11 protein-coding genes are annotated in these 22,818 nt (G+C 65.4%); 7 read left to right on the forward strand and 4 right to left on the reverse strand.

Going from position 1 to position 22,818, the window contains the following annotated elements; genetic code table 11:
* Positions 1 to 63: 63 nt before the first annotated feature.
* The 3 genes from BLR66_RS12210 to BLR66_RS12220 all read right to left on the reverse strand — a co-directional run bounded on the left by BLR66_RS12210 (position 64) and on the right by BLR66_RS12220 (position 4,924).
* Positions 64 to 2,877, reverse strand: a complete 2,814-nt coding sequence (locus BLR66_RS12210) for a valine--tRNA ligase (protein WP_093286699.1) — start codon at positions 2,875 to 2,877, stop codon at positions 64 to 66.
* A 145-nt stretch (positions 2,878 to 3,022) separates the two neighbouring features.
* A complete protein-coding gene (locus BLR66_RS12215) occupies positions 3,023 to 3,445 on the reverse strand; it encodes a DNA polymerase III subunit chi (protein WP_093286703.1) in 423 nt (140 codons plus the stop codon).
* Positions 3,446 to 3,448: 3 nt separating this feature from the next.
* Entirely contained in the window at positions 3,449 to 4,924 is a 1,476-nt protein-coding gene (locus tag BLR66_RS12220) for a leucyl aminopeptidase (protein ID WP_093286708.1), read from the reverse strand.
* A 134-nt stretch (positions 4,925 to 5,058) separates the two neighbouring features.
* Here BLR66_RS12220 and lptF point away from each other — a divergent pair, with 134 nt between their 5' ends.
* Both lptF and lptG read left to right on the forward strand, forming a co-directional pair.
* Positions 5,059 to 6,141: an LPS export ABC transporter permease LptF gene (lptF, locus tag BLR66_RS12225; protein WP_093286712.1), complete on the forward strand. Its 1,083-nt coding sequence runs from the start codon at positions 5,059 to 5,061 to the stop codon at positions 6,139 to 6,141.
* Positions 6,138 to 7,238 (forward strand): LPS export ABC transporter permease LptG, encoded by a 1,101-nt coding sequence (lptG, locus tag BLR66_RS12230; RefSeq protein WP_093286716.1) that lies wholly within the window; start codon positions 6,138 to 6,140, stop codon positions 7,236 to 7,238. The genes lptF and lptG overlap by 4 nt, the downstream gene beginning before the upstream one ends.
* 92 nt (positions 7,239 to 7,330) lie before the next feature.
* Here the strand turns inward: lptG and BLR66_RS12235 are convergent, their stop codons facing one another.
* Positions 7,331 to 7,798, reverse strand: a complete 468-nt coding sequence (locus BLR66_RS12235) for an RDD family protein (protein ID WP_093286721.1) — start codon at positions 7,796 to 7,798, stop codon at positions 7,331 to 7,333.
* Between the two features lie 171 nt (positions 7,799 to 7,969).
* On the opposite strand from BLR66_RS12235, the gene xerD reads away from it, so the two are divergent.
* The 5 genes from xerD (at position 7,970) to BLR66_RS12260 (ending at position 22,667) form a co-directional block, all read left to right on the forward strand.
* Positions 7,970 to 8,923, forward strand: a complete 954-nt coding sequence (gene xerD, locus BLR66_RS12240) for a site-specific tyrosine recombinase XerD (RefSeq protein ID WP_093286726.1) — start codon at positions 7,970 to 7,972, stop codon at positions 8,921 to 8,923.
* Positions 8,924 to 9,187: 264 nt separating this feature from the next.
* Complete coding sequence (locus BLR66_RS12245) at positions 9,188 to 10,021, forward strand: thioredoxin fold domain-containing protein (RefSeq protein WP_093286730.1); 834 nt, start codon at positions 9,188 to 9,190, stop codon at positions 10,019 to 10,021.
* Positions 10,022 to 10,112: 91 nt separating this feature from the next.
* Complete coding sequence (gene purL / locus BLR66_RS12250) at positions 10,113 to 14,111, forward strand: phosphoribosylformylglycinamidine synthase (RefSeq protein ID WP_093286735.1); 3,999 nt, start codon at positions 10,113 to 10,115, stop codon at positions 14,109 to 14,111.
* Between the two features lie 409 nt (positions 14,112 to 14,520).
* Entirely contained in the window at positions 14,521 to 20,565 is a 6,045-nt protein-coding gene (locus BLR66_RS12255; RefSeq protein WP_093286739.1) for an ESPR-type extended signal peptide-containing protein, read from the forward strand.
* 170 nt (positions 20,566 to 20,735) lie between these two features.
* Positions 20,736 to 22,667 (forward strand): S8 family peptidase, encoded by a 1,932-nt coding sequence (locus BLR66_RS12260; protein WP_093286744.1) that lies wholly within the window; start codon positions 20,736 to 20,738, stop codon positions 22,665 to 22,667.
* Positions 22,668 to 22,818 lie beyond the last annotated feature (151 nt).

Consider the following 22,818-nt stretch of genomic DNA (forward strand, 5'->3'; position numbering starts at 1 on the left):
ATCTAGAGATGCAGAGATCAAAAGCTCGCGGCGGGACGCCGCTCCCACGGGCTGCGTTGGGATTCAAAGCTTGGCGCGTTGCTCGAGCAAGCCGGCCAGCTGGTTGCTCCAATCGACCAGCCGCTGGCGTTCCTGTTCGATTACCGCGGGCGGCACCTTGTCGCTGAATTTGGACAACTTGATTTCGCTTTTCTCTTTCTCGCCCGCGAACCTTGCGATCTCCTTGTCCAGGCGCGCGCGTTCTGCGTCCAGATCGACCAGCCCTTCCAGGGGCACCAGTAGCTTCAGTTCGCCCACGATGGCAACTGCCGAAGCGGGTGCCTGCGCATCGGCCTGCAGCCATTGGACGCCTTCAAGCTTGAGCAGGAACGAAAGCTGCGAGGAATAACGATCGGCCAGCTTGCGGTCGTTGTCGTTGCCGTCCTGCAGCAGCAGCCGTACCTGCTTGCCCGGAGACACGCCCAGCTCGCTGCGCACCCGGCGCAATGCCGAAACCATGTCCTTCAACCACTCCACATCGATTTCGGCTTGTGCGCAATCGTTGCTGGTGTAGTTGGCGGATTCCGGATAGGGCTGCAGCGAAATGGTGCCGCCTTCGATGCCTAGACGCGGGGCGACCTGCTGCCACAGCTCTTCGGTGACGAAAGGCGTCAGCGGGTGCAGCAGGCGCAGCAGCGATTCCAGCACGTACAGCAGCGTGTGGCGGGTGCTGTCGGCAGCGGCCGAGTCGTCGCCGTTCAAGGCCGGTTTGGTCAACTCCAGGAACCAATCGCAGAACTCGTTCCAGGCGAATTCGTAAAGCGTTTGTGCGAGCAGGTCGAAGCGGTAGCTGGCGTAGTGGGTTTCGGCTTCGGCCGAAACTTTTGCCAGGCGCGCGAGGATCCATTTTTCGGCGTCGGTTATCGGAGAAAAATCAAGAGCGCCCCCATCCGCCCTTCGGGCACCTTCCCCCGCAAGCAGGGGAAGGGTGAAGCTTTCGGTATTCATCAACACGAACCGCGTCGCGTTCCAGAGCTTGTTGCAGAAATTCTTGTAGCCCTCGGCGCGGCCCATGTCGAACTTGATGTCGCGGCCGTGGTTGGCCAGTGCGGCGATGGTGAAGCGCAGCGCGTCGGCGCCGTGGGCCATGATGCCGTCGGGGAATTCCTTGCGCGTGGCCTTCTCGATCTTCGGCGCATCGGTGGGCTTCATCAGGCCGGTGGTGCGCTTGGCGACCAGATCTTCCAGGGCGATGCCGTCGATGATGTCCAGCGGGTCCAGCACGTTGCCCTTGGACTTGGACATCTTCTGCCCGTCCTTGTCGCGGATCAGGCCGGTGATGTAGACGTCCTTGAAGGGAACTTGGCCGGTGAAATGGTCGGTCGCCATGATCATGCGCGCGACCCAGAAGAAGATGATGTCGAAGCCGGTGACCAGCACCGAACTGGGCAGATAGCGGTCGAAACCGCGTTCGGCCATCGCCGTCTGATCGGGCCAGCCCAGGGTGCTGAACGGCCACAGCTGCGAACTGAACCAGGTTTCCAGCACGTCGTTGTCTTGAGAAAGCACGACGTCGGCGCCGAGCGAATTCTTCGCGCGCGCTTCGGCTTCGTCGCGGCCGACGTAGACGTTGCCCTGCGCATCGAACCACGCCGGAATGCGATGGCCCCACCACAGCTGGCGGCTGATGCACCAGTCCTGGATGTTCTCCATCCAGTGGCGGTAGGTGTTGATCCAGTTGGCGGGCACGAACTTCACCGCACCGTTCTCGACCAGCTCCAACCCGCGCGCAGCCAGTCCGTCCATCTTCACGAACCACTGGTCGGTCAGGTACGGCTCGATCACCTGGCCGGTGCGGTCGCCCTTGGGCACCTGCAGCTTGTGCGGCTTGGTTTCCACCAGCAGGCCCGCGTCTTCCAGATCGGCGAGGATCCGCTTGCGCGCTTCGTAGCGGTCCAGACCGCGGTACTTCTCCGGCGCCGCATCGTTGATGGCGGCGGTCGGAGTGAGGATGTTGATCAGCGGCAGGTTGTGGCGCATGCCGACCTGGTAGTCGTTGAAATCGTGCGCCGGCGTGATCTTGACCACGCCGGTGCCGAATTCGCGCTCGACATAGGTGTCGGCGATGATCGGAATCTCGCGTTCGGTCAACGGCAGCTTCACGGTCTTGCCGACCAGGTGCGCATAGCGCTCGTCTTCCGGGTGCACCGCCAGCGCGGAATCGCCCAGCATGGTTTCCGGGCGCGTAGTGGCCACAGTCAGCGTGCCGCTACCGTCGCTGAGCGGGTAGGCGATGGACCACAGAAAACCGTCCTGCTCCACGTTCTCCACTTCCAGGTCGGAGATCGCGGTCTTCAGCACCGGATCCCAGTTGACCAGGCGTTGGCCGCGGTAGATCAGGCCTTCTTCATGCAGTTTGACGAAGGCTTCGATCACCGCCTTCGACGCCATCGGATCCATGGTGAACGCGCTGCGCGACCAGTCGCTCGAGGTGCCCAGGCGGCGCATCTGGCGTTCGATGGTGTCGCCGGATTGCGCCTTCCATTCCCATACTTTTTCGATGAAGCCTTCGCGGCCCAGCGAGTCGCGGGTTTCGCCCTTGCCTTCCAGCGCCAGATTGCGCGAGACCACCATTTCGGTGGCGATACCGGCGTGATCGGTGCCCACCTGCCACAACGTGTCGTAGCCGCGCATGCGGTGGTAGCGCACCAGCGCGTCCATCAGCGTCTGCTGGAAGGCGTGGCCCATGTGCAGCGTGCCGGTGACGTTGGGCGGCGGCAGCAGGATGGTGTACGGCTCGCCTCTGCCGCTCGGTTTGAAATAGCCGGCGGCTTCCCACTCTGCGTAGAGGCGGGCTTCGAAGGATTTGGGGTCGTAGCTGGGGGCGAGGTCGGTCATGGAGTCCGCGTTCTGCTTCTATCGTCATCCCAGCGAAAGCTGGGATCCATCTTGCTTCTGCTTTTTGCGCGGTTCCAAGGACAAGCAAGAGCAAGATCAAAATGGATCCCAGCTTTCGCTGGGATGACGTCACTGGGTTGGGGGGTTACATATCGTGTTTGCTGACGTCGTACCCGCGCGCCTTGTACTGCTTCCAGCGTTCGCGCAGCGGTTCGCGCGCGGATTCGTCGGCGGGCACGACTTCCAGGATGCGTTCGCAAGGGCCGTCGAAGGCCGCGTCGCGCAGGTTGATCACCAGCGCGCGTGCGGGCGTGTCGATGTCGGGCGTGGCGATCAGCACCGGGGTCAGTTCGTCTTCCTCGTCGCCCGCGATCTGATGCGGGATGTAGGCGTCGTCGTCCAGCTCCCACAGCAGCGCGTCGATCTGTTCGGCCTGCTCGGCGTCGCGCGCCAGCACCAGCGTCCACAGGTTGGCGTCGTAGGACTTGCGCGCAAGTTCGCAGACCAGCTTGAGCGGCTCTTCCAGGAAGCGGGGCTTCGCGATCAGGTAGAAATCGGCGCGCGGCACGGTTTACGCCGCGCGATCCAGCAACCACTGGGTCAGCAGGCCGACCGGACGGCCGGTGGCCATGCCGCGCTTGCCTTCGTCGTTGGCTACGCCAGCGATGTCCAGGTGCGCCCAGCGCTGGTTCTCGGTGAAGCGCGCCAGGAAGCAGCCGGCGGTGATGGCGCCGGCCCAGCGGCCGCCGATGTTGTAGACGTCGGCGAAGGTGGAATCCAGCTGGGTCTGGTATTCGTCCCACAGCGGCAGGCGCCAGGCGCGGTCGAATACGGTTTCGCCGGCGGCCAGCAGTTCGTTGGACAGGTCGTCGTGCTTGCTCATCAGGCCGGTGGCGAAGCGGCCCAGGGCCACGATGCAGGCGCCGGTCAGGGTGGCCACGTCCAGCAGCGCTTCGGGCTCGAAACGTTGCGCATAGGTCAGCGCATCGCACAGGATCAGGCGGCCTTCGGCATCGGTGTTGCCGACTTCGATGGTCTTGCCGGACATGCTGGTGATGACGTCGGATGGGCGGTAGGCGTTGCCGTCGATCGCGTTCTCCACCGCCGGCACCACCACCACCACGTTCAGCGGCAGCTTCATCTTCACCGCGGCCACGAAGGTGCCGATGACGTTGGCGGCACCGCACATGTCGTACTTCATTTCCTCGATGCCGCCCTGGGTCTTCAGGTTGACGCCGCCGGTATCGAAGGTGATGCCCTTGCCGACCAGCACGAACGGTTTGGCGTCGCCGTTGCCGCCGTTCCACCTGAGCACGATCAGGCGCGGGCGATTGGCCGAACCGCGCGCGACCGCCAGCAGCGAACCCATGCCCAGCGTTTCCATCTGGGTTTCGTCGAGAATCTCCGATTCGGCGCCTTCGTGTTCGGAAGCGAACTTCTGCGCTTGTTCGGCCAGATAGGCCGGGGTGCAGATATTGGGCGGCAGGTTGCCGAGTTCGCGCGCGAAGGCGACGCCGGCGGCGATCGCTTCGCCCTGCGCCAGGGCCTGCGCGTCGTTGCCGCTGACCGACAGCGCGGCCAGGCCGGTGTCGTCGGTCTTCTTCTTGCCCAGCGTAGCGGTGTAGCGGTAGCTGGCGTGATCGGAGGCGATCACCGCCTGGCGGATGTTCCAGGCGTTATCGCGTCCCTTCACTTCCAGCTCGGACAAGGTGAACAGCACGTTGGCCGAAGGACCGATCTTCAACGCGCGCGTCGCATCGCCCACGGCCTTGAGATATTGCGGCACCCCGAACTTGGCCGCTTCGCCCAGGCCGATCACCAGCACGCGCGATGCCGCGACGCCCGGAAGATCGTGGAGCAGGGTGGTCTTGCCGGTCTTGCCGTTTACATCGCCGCGCTGGACCAGTGCGTTGAGCTTGCCCCCGCTGGCCGCGTCCAGGGCGCGACCGGCCGGTGTCAGGGTCTTGTCGCCATAGGCGCCTACCACGATGCAGTCGAAGCCAGCGGTGGCCGGCGCGTCGTGGTTCAGGGTGAATTCCAGTGCCATTGAGCAGATTCCCAGATCATTAGGTGACGAGTTCCGTACAATCGCGGGTCCTCAGGCTGCGGCATGGCCGCGCCAGGCCGCAGAAAACCGCGGCCAATCCCAGCGAACGAACCCGAGATTGTAAACCAACCCCCATGGCGAAGCTGGACCGCTACCTCTTCCGCGAATTCACCCAGAGCTTCCTGGCCACGCTGATCGTGTTGCTGGTGGTGAGCTTGGGCGGGGTGATGGCCGATCTGCTGGGCAACATCGCCGAGGGGCGGATCCCGGCGAGCCTTCTGATCTCGCAGATGGGCCTGCAGTTGCTCAACTATCTGCCGGTGATCCTGCCGCTGGCGCTGATGCTGGGCCTGCTGCTGGCTTTCGCACGGCTGTACCGCGACTCCGAGATGCCCGTGCTGACCGGGATCGGGGTAGGGCCGGGACGGATATTGAAGCCTTTCCTGATGCTGGTGGTCCCGGTGGTGGTCCTGATCGGCGCCCTGTCGTTGTGGCTGGGCCCGTGGGCCGACCGTACCAGCGAACGCATGATCGAGCACGCCAATCGCAGTCTGGTCGTAGCCGGTCTGGACGCGGGCAGGTTCACCATGCTGCCCAACGGCAGCGTCATCTATATCGGCGGAATTTCGGCCGATGGAACCAAGTTGCAGCGCGTGTTCGTGCAACGCCAGGAAGGCGACCGGCTGGATGTGGTGACTGCGCGCACGGGCGAGATGTTTTTTGAAGGCCAACGCGACCGCTACATGCGGCTGAACGAAGGGTTTCGGGTGGAAGGCCCGCTGGATAAGGGCCGCGACTTCAATCTGATGCGCTTCGCCAGCAACGAATTCGCGTTGCCCGACCGGGCCGATGTCCGCGCCGAAACCGACCCCGAGTTGCTGCCCACCCTGGCGTTGCTGGGCGACAAGCGCGCCGACGCCAATGCGCAGCTGCACTACCGGCTTACCCCGCCGTTGCTGGCGCTGGCGTTCGCGCTGATCGCACTGCCGCTGGCGCGCAGTTCGCCGCGACAGGCGCGTTATGGACGCATCATGCTCGGCTTCCTGGCCTATCTGGTGGGCACCAACCTGATGTATATCGGCACCCAGGCATTGTCCGAAGGCAAGGTTCCCGGCGTATTGGGGCTGTGGTGGCTGACTCTGCCACTGCTGGCGTTCGCCCTTTGGGCCTACCTGCGCGACGGGCGCATGGCGCGTTCGCGGATGAAGGCGTCATGAGGCTAAGTCCCAATCTTCACGATCTCTACGTGGGCCGGGTGGTCCTGGTCACCGTTTTGCTGGTGTGGTCGGTGCTGGTCGGGCTGGATGTGGTCAACGCCATTTCCAGCGAACTCAATGACCTGGGCAAGGGCAGCTACAGCTTCGGCCATGCGGTGGCCTTCGTGGCCTACACCATTCCGCGTCGCGCCTACACCATGTTCCCCACTGCGGCGGTGATCGGCGCGGTAATGGGGCTGGGCCAGTTGGCCGCCAGTTCGGAACTGATCGCACTGCGGGCCGTGGGGCTGTCGCGCCGGCGTCTGAGCCTGTCGGTGGCCATCACTCTGGCTTTGCTGACCGGGCTGATGGTGCTTTGCATGGAAACGGTGGGCAGCTGGGGCCAGACCCAGGCCGATCGGGTCAGGACCTCGGCGATCACCAACAACGCGGCGGCGGCGACGTATTCGGGGCTGTGGGCGCGCGAGGGCAATGTTTTCCTCAATGCGCAAGGCGGCGAAAAGAAAGTGCAGGACGGCCGCGAGTGGCTGCAGCTGCGCGACGTGCGCCTGTACGAGCTGGCCGACGACGGCAGGCTGGCCGCGATTTCCCACGCCACCACCGCCGAAAACTTCGACGACAAGTGGGTGCTGAAGAACGTACTGCGCACCACTTTCAACGCGCGTTCGGTGACCCAGCAGCAGTTGCTGGGCATGCGTTGGGATTCGGACCTGGACCCGGCGGCGCTGGCCGACACCATCGCCAAGCCGCGCTACATGGCCTCTACCGACCTGGCGCGCAGCATCGATTACCGCAAGCGCAACGGGCTGGATGCGCGCGAGTACCAGGAAGTCTACTGGGGCCGCTGGTTCTACCCGTTGAATGTGCTGGCGCTGTGTCTGGCCGCCATTCCCTTCGCCTTCGGCAGCCTGCGCAGCGGCGGGTTGGGCAAACAGCTGTTCCTGGGGATCCTGTTCGCCTTGGGTTTCTGGCTGCTGCAGACCTTGTTCAGCCGATTGGCCGGCGCGTTCAGGTTCGACTACTGGATCGCCTATCTGCTGCCGCCGCTGGTGATGCTGACGGTGTCGGTGTGGTTGTTCAGGCGACGCAGCAGTTAGCCGCACCGAGGTAGGTCGGGGCTACGACCCCGACGTACGGGAACTGGAACCGTGCGTGCGTCGGCCGCGTAGGGCCGACCTACTGCGCCACGTCATTTTTTCGGCAACCGGATCATGCGTGTGCCGCTAGCTCGATCATGCAAAGTGAGTTTCTTGCGATCAACCCAAGCCCACCAGAATCCCAGACCGGCCAGCAGCGACGAAAAAGTCGCCACCGCATAACGTACGCAGAGCGCCTGCCAGCTCGGCGCACCGCCATCGGCCGCGACCACCTTCAGGCGCCACGGGCGCATGCCCAGGGTCTGCCCGCCGCGTTGCCAGCTGATCACCGCGTAAGCGCCCGTCACCAGCCAGCAGGCCAACCAGAGCGCGATCTGCAAAACGCTGAAAGGTGCGATGTTTTGCCGCGCTGCATGGCCTGTCAGGTAATAACCGAGGGTGAAAACAGCGCTCAGCAGCATCCACAGCGCCAGCGCCGGCCAGAAATCGTAGAGCAGGGCGAGCAGGCGCCACCCTATGTGGGCGCGGGGTTTCGGCGTGGCGGCGAGTGGGTCGTTCATGCGCACAGGATAGCGGGAGGTGCCGATCTAGCGTAGGTAACGCGTAGGAGAACGTAGGAGCGCGTAGGAGCGACGTAAGTCGCGAAGTTTCTTCCCAGCACGTGTGATCGCGACTTACGTCGCTCCTACGCGCCCCTACGTCCCCCTACCCGCTCGGTCTATGCTTCGCCGATGAATTCGACTTCTCCCGCCGATCGCCGCACCCAGGCCATGGCTTTACCTCCGGTACCCGATGCCGATGCCGCGGAAATCGCCGCGTTCCTGGATGCGATCTGGGCCGAGAACGGCTTGGCCAAGCCGACCCTGGCCAGCTATCGGCGCGATCTGGAAGGCCTGGCGCGCTGGCGTAATGGGCGACAGGGCGGACTGGCGCAGGCCGATCGCGCCGGTTTGTTCGATTATTTCGCCGCGCGTACCGCGCAGAATTACTCGCCGCGCAGCAACGCGCGCCTGCTGTCGTCGCTACGCGCCTTCTACGCCTGGCTATTGCGTCGGGGTGTGCGCAGCGACGATCCCACCGCGCTGCTCGACCCGCCCAAACTGCCGCGCTCGCTGCCCAAGGCCCTGGCCGAAAGCCAGATCGAGGCCTTGCTGGCCGCGCCGCAGACCGATACGCCGCTCGGATTGCGCGACCGCGCCATGTTCGAACTGATGTACGCCGCCGGCCTGCGCGTGAGCGAGCTGGTCAATCTGCCCGCCAACGCGGTGAACCTGCGCCAGGGCGTGGTGCGGGTGACCGGCAAGGGCAGCAAGGAGCGGCTGGTCCCGCTGGGCGAGGAGTCGCAGCACTGGCTGGAGAAATACCTGGCCGAAGCCAGGCCGAAACTGGCGGGTAAAGCCAACCGCACGGCGCTGTTCATCGGCAGCGACGACGAGCCGCCCAGCCGCCAGCAATTCTGGGGACTGGTGAAGCGCTATGCCGCCGTCGCCGGCATAGATCCCGGCAAAATCAGCCCGCATGGTCTGCGCCACAGCTTCGCCACGCACCTGCTCAACCATGGCGCGGATCTGCGTGCGCTGCAGATGCTGCTGGGCCACAGTTCGCTCTCGACTACGCAGATCTACACGCTGGTGGCTCGCGAGCACCTGCAGCATCTGCACGCAAAGCACCATCCGCGCGGGTGAGCCAGGGCTCGCCTGCGCGGCACTGCCGCGCAGCCCTGGCGAACGCCCGGCCATGGATGGCCGGGCCGGAGTTTCCGCAGCACGTATCGTTGCGCCATGGATGGCATCGGTCCCGCCTGCGCGGCACTGCCGCTGCCGACAAGGGCGATGCAGCGTCTCCGTTAAGGCCGCGGCCCTGCGGGATATGCGAAAATTGAACCCGAAAGCCCCCTGCGCGGTCGCAATCCCTGGCTGCCCATTTCTTACGTCTCGAAGGACCGCTTCATGAAGCATCTGCTGTTCTGCCTCGCCATGTTGCTGGGCCCAGCCAGCCTGTCCGCTTGCGCACAGGCCCCGCAACCCGGACCGGCGGCAGCGCAGGTCCCGTCCACGGCGGCGGCGCCCGCGGCGGCCAAGGGCAATACACCGGACGAGCGCGCGCGCCAGGCGCTGCTGGCCTTGAATCCGAAAATGCAGATCGACTACATCGGCGCCGCCGCCCTGCCTGGCTTCCGCGAAGTCATCGTCGGCGGACAGGTGGTACTGGTCAGCGACGACGGCAAATACCTGGTGCAGGGCAGCGTGGTGGACATCGGCTCGCAAAAGGAACTCACCCAATCCAGCCCGGCGTTGTCCAAATACCGCCAGGACCTGCTCAAGAGCGTCAAGACCAGCGAGCGCATCGTGTTCGCCCCGCCCAATCCGAAATACACACTCAGCGTGTTCACCGATATCGAATGCGGCTACTGCCGCAAGCTGCATAGCGAAATCGCCGAATACAACAAGCGGGGCATCGCCATCGAATACATGGCTTTCCCGCGCATGGGCCTGGGCAGCCAGGACCACCGCGACATGATCTCGGTCTGGTGCGCCACCGACCGCAAGCAGGCCCTGACCGACGCCAAGGGCGGCAAGCCTGTCCCCGTGCGGACATGCAAGAGCACCCCGGTGGACATGGAGTACCACGTGGGACAGCGCCTGGGTATTTCCGGTACGCCGGCCATTTTCGCCCCGGACGGAACCCAGCTGGGCGGATATCTGCCGCCGGACAAGATGCGCGAAGCCCTGGACAAGCTGGCGGGCGAGGCCCAGGCGGTCAAGCCGGCCGGCATGCAGTAGGCCGCCTGTCAGGCAAAAAATGCGATACGACGAAGCCGGCCCCGCGCCGGCTTCGCTACAATAGTGAGCCCCGTTTCTTCCGGTTCCGGACATGATCGTCCTCGAGGGCCAGCCGGCCCTGTCGCAATTCCGCCGCGCGCGGCTTGAATCCCGATTGCAGTCCGTCTCGCCTTCCGTGCTGGTGCGCGGGGCCTGGTACGTCTATTTCGTCGAACCCGAAGCGGGCGCCGAGGTCGATATCGGCACCCTTGGTCGCATCCTGCAGGCTACGTCCGACCCGATGGCGGCGGCAGAGGACACCCAGTCGCGTTTCATCGTGCCGCGTCTTGGCACCCTGTCGCCCTGGGCCAGCAAGGCCACCGAACTGCTGCGCGGCGCCGGCCTGCCGGTCAAGCGCGTGGAACGCGGCACCCGCATCGACCTGCAAGGCTGGGAAGACACCACCGCGCTGGCCAAGCTGCTGCACGATCCGATGACCCAATCGCTGCTGTCGGCGCGCGAACAAGCCGCCGCACTGTTCACCGCACCGCCGCGCGGCACCCTGGAGCGCATTGCACTGGGCGCGCTGGAAGCGGCCAACAAGCGACTGGGCCTGGCCCTGGCCGATGACGAGATCGACTACCTGCGCCTGCGTTACGGCGAACTGGGCCGCGATCCTTCCGACGTCGAACTGATGATGTTCGCGCAGGCCAATTCCGAGCACTGCCGCCACAAGATCTTCAATGCGACCTGGACCCTGGAAGGCAAGGACCATCCGCAATCGCTGTTCCGCATGATCAAGCACACCCATGCGCAGACCCCGCAGCACACCCTGTCGGCGTATAGCGACAATGCCGCGGTGGTGGAAGGCTACGCGTCCTCGCGTTTCCGTCCCGGCGCCGATGGCGCCTACCGCAGCGAGCCGAAGACCGATGCGGCGTTCTGCATCAAGGTGGAAACGCACAACCATCCCACCGCCATCGCGCCGTTTCCCGGCGCCAGCACCGGCGCTGGCGGCGAAATCCGCGACGAAGGGGCGACCGGTCGCGGCGGCAAGCCCAAGGCGGGGCTGAGCGGTTTCAGTGTCTCGCACCTGCGTATTCCTACGTTGCCGCAAGCCTGGGAAGCGCCGCGCGCGCTGAATCCGCGCATGGCGCCGGCACTGGAAATCATGCTGGACGGTCCGCTGGGCGCGGCCGCTTTCAACAACGAATTCGGGCGCCCGAACCTGACCGGTTATTTCCGCAGTTTCGAACTCCCCGAGTCCGCCACGCTGATCCGCGCCTACGACAAGCCGATCATGTTGGCCGGCGGCTTGGGCGCCATCGACCGCATCCAGGTGGAAAAGATCCGCTTGCAGCCCGGAGACGCGGTGATCGTGCTCGGTGGCCCGGCGATGCTGATCGGCCTGGGCGGCGGCGCCGCCAGTTCGGTGGCCTCGGGCGACACTGCCGAAGACCTGGATTTTGCCAGCGTGCAGCGCGACAACCCGGAAATGGAGCGCCGCTGCCAGGAAGTGATCGACCGTTGCGTGGCGAAGGGTGCGGACAATCCGATCCGCTGGTTCCATGACGTCGGCGCAGGCGGCCTGTCCAATGCGATTCCCGAATTGCTGCACGATTCCGGCATGGGCGGGGTGATCGACCTGGACCGCGTGCCCAGCGACGATCCTTCGCTGTCGCCGATGCAGCTGTGGTGCAACGAATCGCAGGAACGCTATGTGCTGGGTGTGGCGCAGGAGCGACTGGCCGAATTCGCTGCGCTGTGCGAGCGGGAGCGGTGTCCGTTTGCGGCGGTGGGTGTGGTTACGGAAGAAGAGCGACTGGTGGTGGGATATGGCACGCTCGATCCCCTTCTCCCAGCGGGAGAAGGTGGCGCGCAGCGCCGGATGAGGGGCGACGAAGGTCAAGGTGGTTCGAACATCGTGACTTCCGTTTCCCCTCACCCCAACCCCTCTCCCGAGGGGAGAGGGGCCTTCCCCATCGACCTGCCTATGGACGTATTGTTCGGCAAGCCGCCGAAGATGCATCGCGACACCGCCCATCCGCCCGCGCCGCGCTGGCCGGCCATGGAGACTTCCGCGCTGGACCTGCACGACGCCGGCCTACGCGTGCTGGCGCATCCATCGGTGGCTTCCAAACAATTCCTGGTCACCATCGGCGACCGCAGCGTCGGCGGACTGACCGCGCGCGATCAGATGATCGGCCCCTGGCAGCTGCCGCTGGCCGATTGCGCCATCACTCTGTCGGGTTTCGAAGGCTACGTCGGCGAAGCCATGGCCATCGGCGAACGCACGCCGTTGGCGCTGCTCGATGCCGCCGCTTCTGCACGCATGGCGGTCGGCGAAGCGATCACCAACCTGTGCGCGGCGCCGGTGGAATCGCTGGACCGCATCAAGCTTTCCGCCAACTGGATGGCCGCGGCCAATCACGACGGCGAAGACGCATTGCTGTTCGACGCGGTGAAAGCGGTGGGCATGCAGCTTTGCCCCGAGATCGATCTGAGCATCCCGGTCGGCAAGGATTCGCTGTCGATGCAGGCGCAATGGCACAGCGACGGCACGGCGCAGAAATCCGTTTCGCCGGTCTCGCTGATCATCACTGCCTTCGCCCCGGTCACCGACGCGCGCGAGCAGCTCACGCCATTGCTGGCCCGCGAAGAAGACAGCGATCTGTGGCTGATCGGGTTGGGCGCGGGCAAGCAGCGCCTGGGTGGTTCGGTACTGGCGCAGTGCCATCCCGAAGCGGGCGCGGGTGCGTTGCCGGCCTTCGGCGGCAGTGATGCGGACGACAGCGTGCCCGACCTGGACGATCCGCAACGTCTGCGCGATTTCTTCGAACTCATCCGCGATGCGCGCGAAGCCGGCGTGTTGCTGGCCTACCACGACCGCAGCGACGGCGGCGCGTTCGCGGCACTGTGCGAAATGGCGTTCGCGGCGCATTGCGGCCTGGACATCCAGCTGGACGGATGGGGCGACGATCCGTTCCGTACCCTGTTCGCCGAAGAGCTGGGCGCAGTGGTGCAGGTATCGGCCGAAGACCGCGCCGCCTTCGCGGACCTGGTCGAACGCCATGCGTTGACCGAATGCGCGCAGCGCATCGCCAAGCCCACTACCGCGCCGGTGATCCGCATCGAACAGGAAGGGCAGACGCTGGCGCAATGGCGCTGGGACGAGCTGTTCGACGCATGGTGGTCGGTCACCCACGCCATGCAGAAGCTGCGCGACAATCCGGAAACGGCCGATGAGGAGCGCGAATCCGTGCGCGATTTCTCGGCGCCCGGCTTGCGCCCGAAGCTGAGCTTCGATCCGGCCGAAGACGTCGCCGCCCCTTACATCGCCAAAGGCATCCGGCCGAAGGTCGCGATCCTGCGCGAACAGGGCGTCAATGGCCAGATCGAAATGGCCGCCGCTTTCGACCGGGCCGGTTTCGATACGTTCGACGTGCACATGAGCGACCTGATCGGCGGGCGCGTGAAGCTGGACGGGTTCAAGGGTTTCGCTGCCTGCGGCGGCTTCAGCTACGGCGACGTGCTGGGCGCGGGCCGTGGATGGGCCACTTCCATCCTGGAACGCAGCGAGCTGCGCGATGCGTTCGCGATGTTCTTCCAGCGCGGCGACACGTTCTCGCTGGGCGTCTGCAACGGCTGCCAGATGCTGAGCCAGTTGAAGGACATCATTCCCGGCGCCACGCATTGGCCGCGTTTCCTGCGCAACCGCAGCGAACAATTCGAAGCGCGTTTCTCCCTGCTGGAAGTGGTGGAATCGCCCTCGCTGTTCCTGCAGGGCATGGCCGGTTCGCGCATTCCCGTGTCGGTCGCGCACGGCGAAGGCCGCGCCGAATTCGATAGCGCAGCCGATCAGGCCGCGGCGCGGGTGGCATTGCGCTTCATCGGCGGAGACGGACGCACGGCGCTGCAATACCCGCTCAATCCCAACGGATCGCCCGACGGCATCACCGGCCTGACCAGCGACGATGGCCGTTCCACCATCCTGATGCCGCACCCGGAGCGCACCTTGCGCAGCGTGAACCTCAGTTGGCGTCCGCAGGACTGGAAAGACGATTCGCCTTGGCTGCGGCTGTTCCGCAATGCGAGAAATTGGGTGGCCTGATCACATAACAAACAAAAATATCGAAATATTAAAAAGCCCGCCAAACCCAATATTGGCGGGCTTTTTGTTTTTTCGCGTACGCGTGCGTATGCGCTTTTCCGTGCTGCAAATAATGTGATAAGCGCTTGTTTACTGGCGTAATTACAGTGCCTGTTTTCAGCTTCGTGAAAATTTTGTGTGTTGAGCGGGCGCGACTTTATGTGACTTGACTCTCGATAAACCTCTAGTGAATATCGAATCACAGTTGCAGTGTAAGGAAGCATTCAGCTCGTGACCGCAGTGAATCCGAAGCGTTCGAATATCCGTCGAGCGCAACCCCGAGGGGGCTCCAAAATTTCCGACTAGTTCGTCCGGCCCCCGCCAGGCGATCTGGGTATCCCTTTGCCAAAATTTAATAAGGAAATGGTCGATGAATCGCATTTATCGCAAGGTATGGAACCAGTCGTTGGGCCTGTGGGTCGTGGCCTCGGAATTGGCATCGGGAGACAGCGCAAGCGCGCAAAGTAGAGCCGTAACCGGCGCGCCACGAAGAGGTGCGCTTGTGGTAGCGCTGGGCATGCTGCTGTCCGCCAACACGGCGTTCGCCCAGTCCGTGGAAGTAGGCGGCAACGCCGAATGCGTGGTTTGGAATAGCTGGCCTGCCATAGATCAGTGCCTGGTCGACGGCTCGGCCAATGCGAGCGGCGCCAATGCCGTCGCCATCGGCGCGCAAACCATCGCCAGCGGCAACCGCAGTACCGCCCTCGGCACCGGCAGCGGCGCTACCGCGACCGGCGCCACCGCGCTGGGCGCCGACAGCGCTGCGCGCGCCGTCAACAGCACGGCGGTGGGCCGCCAGACTTCCATCACTTCGCTCAATGGCGTTGCGATCGGTTTCAACAGCTTCGCCAATAATGGCGCCAATGGCGTGGCCATCGGCTACAACGCCGGAGTCAGCGGCGTCGACGCCATTGCGGTGGGCACGCACTCGCGCGCCACCGCGACCAATTCGATCGCCATCGGCAACAACGCCAACGCCGCGTCCGCCAACAGCGTGGCGCTGGGCGCCAACTCCCTTGCCAATCGCGCCAACACGGTATCGGTGGGCAGAGCGGGCGCAGAACGCCAGATCACCAACGTGGCCGCAGGCACCCAGGCCACCGACGCGGTGAACGTGGCGCAGCTGGATGAAGTTGCGGCGGTGGCTGAAAACACCGACAACTATTTCAGAGCCACTGGAGATGGCGAAGCCACTGCCGAAGGCGAAGAGTCGGTTGCCGCGGGTTCCGGCGCATTGGCCGATGGCGATCAAAGCACCGCAGTCGGCGCAAACAGCGCGGCCAGCGGTTTTGAAGCCGCTGCATTCGGTGCCGGCGCCGCGGCTACCGGCAACTACACCACCGCCATCGGCGGTGGCGCACTGGCATCGGGTTTCAATAGCACCGCATTGGGCAATCTCAGCACCGCTTCCGCATCGGGCAGCGTGGCGCTGGGTTCCGACAGCGTGGCTTCCGGCAACAACAGTCTGGCATCCGGTCAGGGCGCCACGGCCAGCGGCATCAACAGCGTCGCGGTGGGCGGCGCCTTGGCGGGCGTCATCACCACCGAAGCTTCCGGCGACTTCTCCACCGCGGTCGGCGGCGCGGCGTGGTCACCCGGTGAGAACAGCACCGCACTGGGTAATTTCTCCACTTCTTTCGGCGACAACAGCGTTGCCCTGGGCGCGGATGCGTATGCGGATGCGGAAGGAAGCGTGGCGCTGGGGCAGGGCTCCTTTGCCGATCGCGAATACACCGTCTCGGTGGGCGATGCCGGCGCCGAGCGCCAGATCACCAACGTGGCTGCCGGTACCGAAGCCACTGATGCAGTGAACGTAGCGCAGCTGGATGAAGTCGCGGCGGTGGCCGAGAACACCGACAAATATTTCAAGGCCAGCGGCAGCGCAGACAGCGACGCGGGTGCTTACGTGGAGGGCGATAACGCTACCGCAGCGGGTGAGGCGACCAATGCAGTGGGCAACGGCGCATCGGCGTTCGGCGGCGGCGCCAATGCGGTGGCCGAGGGCGCCACCGCGGTGGGCTTCAATGCGTTGGCTTCGGGCCAGAACAGCGCGGCCTTCGGTCAGAACGCGCAAGCCACCGGTCCGGCGGCGGTTGCCGTGGGCGGCAATGCGGTGGACGAAGAAGGCAATCCGCTGATCACCAACGGTGGCGTGCCGGTCGATACCGGCGCAACCAGCGCGGGTGTCGGCGGCACGGCGGTCGGCGCCAGTGCGCAGGCCGACGGATTCGCCGCCACGGCCGCGGGCGTGGGCGCGTATGCGGAAGGCGCGCAATCGGCGGCCTTCGGTGCGGTTTCCAACGCCATCGGCGATTACTCCACCGCAATTGGTACGCAGAGCGCGGCCGTCGGCACCAGCAGCGTGGCGGTGGGCGGGCCGGTCGATCTGATTCCGGGGCTTGGCTTCTTCGTCAGCACGCAGGCCACCGGCGAGGCTTCGGCGGCCTTCGGCGCCGGCGCGATCGCCGCTGGCGACTACAGCACCGCCACCGGCACTTTGTCCGAAGCGTCGGGACTGGAAAGCACGGCGCTGGGCTATTTCGCTTATGCGCCCGCAGACAACGCCAGCGCATTGGGCGCCGAGTCGTGGGCCAGCGGCGCCAACAGCACCGCGGTCGGCTTCTTCAGCACGGCGCTGGGCGACGATTCTGTGGCGGTGGGTTCCGGCTCGGTGGCCAGCGAAAATTCCGCCACTGCGGTCGGCGGCCAGCGTCTGCTGGTGGACGAGGAAGGCGAGCCGATCCTGGATGAAGACGGCGAACTGCAGTACGTCGCCACCGAGGCCAGCGCAGTGGATGCCACTGCCTTGGGTTCGGGCGCGGTCGCCAGCGAAGCGGGCGCCACTGCGGTCGGTGCAGGTGCGCAATCCAGCGGTCCGTATGCCACGGCGTTGGGAACGCAAGCCAGCGCTTCCAATATCCAGGCCACTGCGGTGGGCTACAACAGCAGCGCTGCGGGCTTGGCATCGACGACGGCAGGCGGCTTCAGCAGCGCAGGAGGCGATTTCGCGTCGGCGTTCGGTTACGGCGCAGACGCCAGCGGCGCCAGCAGTACGGCGCTGGGCGAATTCAGCATCGCCTCCGGCGACGAAAGCATCGCGCTGGGCGGGACCGCGTTCGGACTTTTCAGCGCCGAAGCCAGTGGGTTCGGTGGCGTGGCCTTGGGCGCGGGTTCATTTGCCACAGGCGATTTCAGTTCGGCATTGGGTTGGTTGACCACTGCCGGTGGTTTCAACAGTACGGCTTTGGGTTCGGCGGCCAGTTCGTCGGGCGACAACAGCGTGGCGGTGGGCGCAGATTCCGAAGCGGCCGCAGAAGGCAGCGTTGCGATTGGCCAGGGATCGTTCGCTGATCGGGAGAACTCCGTTTCCGTCGGCGATGTCGGTGCCGAACGCCAGATCACCAACGTGGCGGCCGGCACCGAAGATACCGATGCGGTGAACGTGGCGCAGCTGGAGGAAGTGGCGGCGGTAGCCGAAAACACCGACAAATATTTCAAGGCCAGCGGTAGCGAAGAAAGCGACGCCGGCGCGTATGTGGAAGGCGACAACGCCACCGCGGCGGGCGAAGCGGCCAATGCCATCGGCGACGGCGCCTCGGCCTTCGGCAGCGGCGCCAATGCGGTGGCGGGCAATGCCACGGCGATCGGTTTCAACGCGTTGGCCTTCGGCGAGAACGCGTTCGCGGCAGGCGCCAATAGCCAGGCCACGGGCGAATACGCCACCGCGGTGGGCGCGGAGAGCCAAGCGAGCGGTTACATCGCCACTGCGACGGGTGCCGGCAGCGTTGCCAGCGGCGATGGCAGCGTGGCGACCGGTTCGCTCAGCGAAGCCTCGGGCGAGGAATCGACCGCCAATGGTTTCTTCAGCACGGCGTCGGGCGATGCTGCCACCGCCCTTGGCGCAGAGAGCACTGCGTCAGGCATCGAATCCACCGCCACTGGTTTCCTCAGCACGGCTACCGGCGATGGTTCCACCGCGCTTGGCGCCGAGAGCAGCGCCGCCGGCGATTACTCGACGGCATTGGGCCTGGCTTCGTCGGCATCGGGCGTCAGCAGCGTGGCCTTGGGCGAGTTCAGCATCGCCTCGGGCGATGAAAGCGTTGCACTTGGCGGCACTGCGTTCGGGTTGTTCAGCGCCGAAGCCAGTGGCTATGGCGGTGTGGCTCTGGGTGCGGGTTCGTACGCGGCGGGCGATTTCAGTTCGGCATTGGGTTGGTTGACCACTGCCGGTGGTTTCAATAGTACGGCTTTGGGTTCGGCGGCCAGTTCGTCAGGCGACAACAGCGTGGCGGTGGGCGCAGATTCCGAAGCGGCCGCAGAAGGCAGCGTTGCGATTGGCCAGGGATCGTTCGCTGATCGGGAGAACTCCGTTTCCGTCGGCGATGTCGGCGCCGAACGCCAGATCACCAACGTGGCGGCCGGCACCGAGGATACCGATGCGGTGAACGTGGCGCAGCTGAACGAAGTAGCGGAAACAGCCAAAAACACCAACAAATATTTCAAGGCCACCGGCAGCGAAGAAAGCGACGCCGGCGCCTATGTGGAAGGCGACAACGCCACCGCGGCGGGCGAAGCGGCCAATGCCATCGGCGACGGCGCCTCGGCCTTCGGCAGCGGCGCCAATGCGGTGGCGGGCAATGCCACGGCGATCGGTTTCAACGCACTCGCCCAGGCACAGGGTAGTGCTGCGTTCGGCTTCAATGCGCAGGCGGCGGGAGCCAGCAGTGTGGCGGTCGGCTCCAATGCTTTGGCGCAGGGCGTGAATTCCTCGGCATTGGGCACGGGTAGTGCCGCATCGGGCGATGGCAGCCTGGCGCTGGGGTCGAACGCCGAAGCCAGCGGCGCCTACAGCACCGCCACCGGCACCAACTCGGTCGCCAGCAATACGCAGGCCACTGCTACTGGTTACAGCAGCAATGCAGCGGGCCTGGCGGCTACCGCCAATGGTGGATTCAGCAGCGCGGGTGGAGATTTCGCCTCCGCGTTCGGTTATGGATCCGACGCCAGCGGCGTCAGCAGCACGGCGCTGGGCGAATTCAGCATTGCCTCGGGCGATGAAAGCGTTGCACTTGGCGGCACTGCGTTCGGCTTGTTCAGTGCCGAAGCCAGCGGCTATGGCGGCGTGGCTTTGGGCGCGGGTTCGTATGCGGCAGGCGATTTCAGTTCGGCGCTGGGTTGGTTGACGACCGCCGGCGGTTTCAACAGCACCGCGTTGGGTTCGGCGGCCAGTTCTTCGGGCGATAACAGCGTGGCGGTGGGCGCCGATTCGGAGGCGGCTGCTGATGGCAGCGTCGCGATTGGCCAAGGCTCCTTTGCCGATCGCGCCAATACTGTGTCGGTCGGCGATGTCGGTGCCGAACGCCAGATCACCAACGTGGCGGCGGGCACCGAGGACACCGATGCGGTCAACGTCGCCCAGTTGAATGAAGTCACGGGCGACTTGACCGATCTGGAAGCCAACGCGGTCGCCTACGACGACGAAAGCAAAGACACCTTGACCCTCGGCGGCGCCGACGGCACTACCGTGACCAACGTGGCCGATGGCGCGGTCGCTGTCGGCAGCAGGGATGCCGTCAACGGAGGCCAGTTGTTCGGTTCGCTGGACAGCATCGCCACGGCCTTGGGTGGCGGCACCACGGTGGGCGCGACGGGCGGATTGATCGGCACCAGCTTCATCGTCCAGGGCGGCAGTTATTTCAATGTGGGCGATGCGCTGTCCGCGCTGGACACGGCGGTCACTTCCTTGGATGGCCGCGTTTCCACTTTGGAGAACCCGACCGCCGCCAGTCTGGCCAACCCGCGCGTGGAAAACGCCAGCGCCGCAGCGGCGCAGACGGCTACACCCGCAAGCGGCGCCGTGCCTGCTACCCAAAGCTCTGGCGCCGTCTCTACTTCCGCAGTGGCGAGCAGCGAAAGTCCAGTCGCAGTGGGCCAAGGCCCGGTCGCCGACCGCGCGGTGACCAACGTCGCCGCCGGCACCCAGGCGACCGACGCGGCCAATGTGGGGCAGGTGCAGGCCGCCGATGCGGCCACGCTGAGCTCGGCCAACACCTACACCGACAACATGGCCACCGAGACGCTGAGTTCGGCCAAGAGCTACACCGATATGCAGTTCAAGGCACTGGACGACGACTTCCAGAACTTCCGCACCGAAACCGAACGCCGCTTCCTGGATCAGGATCGCCGCATCGACCGGCAGGGCGCGATGAGCTCGGCGATGCTCAACATGGCCACCAGCACCGCCGGCATCCGCACCGACAACCGGGTGGGCGTGGGCATCGGTTTCCAGGGCGGCGAAAAAGCGCTCTCGGTCGGCTATCAGCGCGCGCTGAGCGACCGCGCCACCATCACCATTGGTGGCGCGTTCAGCGGCGACGAGAAATCGGTGGGCGTGGGCGCCGGCTTCGGCTGGTGAGATGAGCAAGGGGCTTGCCGCCGGTTGCGGGCGGCAAGCGAAGGTTCGGGATCCGCTCCCCCGCGGATCCGGCAGGAAACTGGCTGGGCCGGCCAATGGACTGGGTACGCAACGTCAAGCTTCAAACAAGGCCGCTCAACCCCTGTTCCAACTTCCAAGAGGATTGCACCATGATCAAGAAGAACAAACTCGGTTTGGCCGTGGCGACGGTGTTGATGATGTCTTCGGCAGCGATGGTCCCGGCTTTTGCCGCGGGCCCCGCCAAAGGCCGCATCATCGACAGAACGCAGGCGTCGGACTCGGTCGGTGCGAGCCGCTTGATCGTCAAGTTCAAGAGTGCCGGCAGCGTGGACGGCAAGCTGACCACCGTGCGTCAGGCCGCTGCGCGCGTCGGCCTGCGCCAGAGCGCGGCTGCCGGCGCCAAGGCAGCCGTGCCGCTGGCCGCAAGCCATGTGCGCAAGCTGGCGTTGGGCGGCGATGCGATCAAGTTGTCGCGCAACCTTTCGGCGAGCGAAGCCAGTGCATTGGTGGCCGCGCTGCGCGCCGATGCGTCGGTGGAATACGCCCAGGTGGATCGGATGATGCGGCCGGTCGAAGACTTCAGCGCACCGGCTGCGATGACCTCGGCGCTGGCGGCGGCCAGCGGACGGGTCACGCCGCAGTTCGTTCCCAACGACCCCTACTTCTCCGTCTACCAGTGGCATTACGACGATCCTACCGGCGGCATCAACACGCCGGCCGCGTGGGATCTCTCCACCGGCGCCGGCACGGTGGTCGCGGTGCTGGATACCGGCATCCTGCCCAACCATCCGGACCTGGCCAGCGGCACGCATATCCTGCAGGGCTACGACTTCATCACCGATGCGTTCGTCTCGCGCCGCGCCACCGACGACCGCGTGCCCGGCGCGCTGGACCAGGGCGACTGGAACCCGGTCGCGGGCGAATGCTATGCAGGCTCGCCGGTGCAGGACAGTTCCTGGCACGGCACCCACACCGCCGGCACGGTGGGCGAGTTGACCAACAATGGAAGCGGCGGCTCGGGCGTGGCCTACAACGCCCAGGTGCTGCCGGTGCGCGTGCTCGGCCGCTGTGGTGGCTACACCTCCGACATCGCCGACGCCATCGCCTGGGCCTCGGGCGCGCCGATCGCGGGCGTTCCCAACAACGCCAATCCCGCCGAAGTCATCAACCTCAGCCTGGGCGGCGGCGGCGCTTGCGAAGCCTACGAGCAGGCCGCGATCAATACCGCAGTCGCCAACGGCAGCCTGGTGGTCATTTCCGCCGGCAACCAGAACGCCAACAGCTCCGGTTATTCGCCCGGCAATTGCCAGAACGTGGTCACCGTGGGCGCCACGCGCATCACCGGCGGACGCGCCAGCTATTCCAACTACGGCGCCAACGTCGACATCGCCGGACCTGGCGGTGGCGGCGGCCAGGACACCGGCAACGATGGCTGGGACGGCTACGTCTTCTCCACCGGCTGGGATGGCGCGACCACGCCCGGATCCGGCGCGGGCGTGTTCATCTACACAGGCATGGCCGGCACCTCCATGTCCGCACCGCACGTGACCGCGGTGGCCGCGCTGGTGCAAAGCGCATTGATCGCCAACGACAAGGATCCGCTGACTCCGGCGGCGTTGGAAACCCTGCTCAAGACGACGGCACGGCCGTTCCCCGTCACCATTCCAGCAAACACGCCGATCGGCACCGGCATCGTCGATGCGAAAGCCGCGCTGGACAAGGCATTGGAAGAACCCTGCGATCCGGCGACCGAAGTTTGCGGACCGGTGGCCACGCCCCTGGTCAACAAGGTCAATGTCACCGGACTGGCGGGGGCTGCGGGAAGCGAGAAGCTCTACAGCTTCGAGGCCACGGCCGGTAGCGTGCTCAGCTTCATGACCTTGGGCGGCAGCGGTAACGTGTCCTTGTATGTGAGTTTCGAGGAAGAGCCCAGCGCGACCAGCTACGACTACAAGTCCACGCGTCCGGGCAACAGCGAAACCGTGCGCATCAACGCTCCGCAAACGCAGGCCGGCACGTACTACGTAAAACTGGTCGGTGTGGCCGCCTACAGCGGCGTCACCCTGGTGGCGCGCCAGTAAGCGTTTTCGCCCGCTACGCGCAACACGGGAACCCCGGCGTCTGCCGGGGTTCCTGTCTGCGGAACCGCCAACCGGAGACCATTCCGCAACGTGGAGGCTGCTAGAGTGTGCCCCGGTTGCTTATGGAGTACCGCGTGAACGCAGCGCTTTC

The organism is Pseudoxanthomonas sp. CF125 (assembly GCF_900104085.1).
Taxonomy (GTDB): Bacteria; Pseudomonadota; Gammaproteobacteria; order Xanthomonadales; family Xanthomonadaceae; genus Pseudoxanthomonas_A.

Excerpts from the sequence above, each read along its gene's own strand:
- BLR66_RS12260 (WP_093286744.1), top strand. The coding sequence starts at position 20,736 with ATGATCAAGAAGAACAAACTCGGTTTGGCCGTGGCGACGGTGTTGATG.
- purL (WP_093286735.1), top strand. The coding sequence starts at position 10,113 with ATGATCGTCCTCGAGGGCCAGCCGGCCCTGTCGCAATTCCGCCGCGCG.
- xerD (WP_093286726.1), top strand. The coding sequence starts at position 7,970 with ATGAATTCGACTTCTCCCGCCGATCGCCGCACCCAGGCCATGGCTTTA.
- lptG (WP_093286716.1), top strand. The coding sequence starts at position 6,138 with ATGAGGCTAAGTCCCAATCTTCACGATCTCTACGTGGGCCGGGTGGTC.
- BLR66_RS12235 (WP_093286721.1), bottom strand. The coding sequence starts at position 7,798 with ATGAACGACCCACTCGCCGCCACGCCGAAACCCCGCGCCCACATAGGG.
- BLR66_RS12220 (WP_093286708.1), bottom strand. The coding sequence starts at position 4,924 with ATGGCACTGGAATTCACCCTGAACCACGACGCGCCGGCCACCGCTGGC.
- BLR66_RS12210 (WP_093286699.1), bottom strand. The coding sequence starts at position 2,877 with ATGACCGACCTCGCCCCCAGCTACGACCCCAAATCCTTCGAAGCCCGC.
- lptF (WP_093286712.1), top strand. The coding sequence starts at position 5,059 with ATGGCGAAGCTGGACCGCTACCTCTTCCGCGAATTCACCCAGAGCTTC.
- BLR66_RS12255 (WP_093286739.1), top strand. The coding sequence starts at position 14,521 with ATGAATCGCATTTATCGCAAGGTATGGAACCAGTCGTTGGGCCTGTGG.
- BLR66_RS12245 (WP_093286730.1), top strand. The coding sequence starts at position 9,188 with ATGAAGCATCTGCTGTTCTGCCTCGCCATGTTGCTGGGCCCAGCCAGC.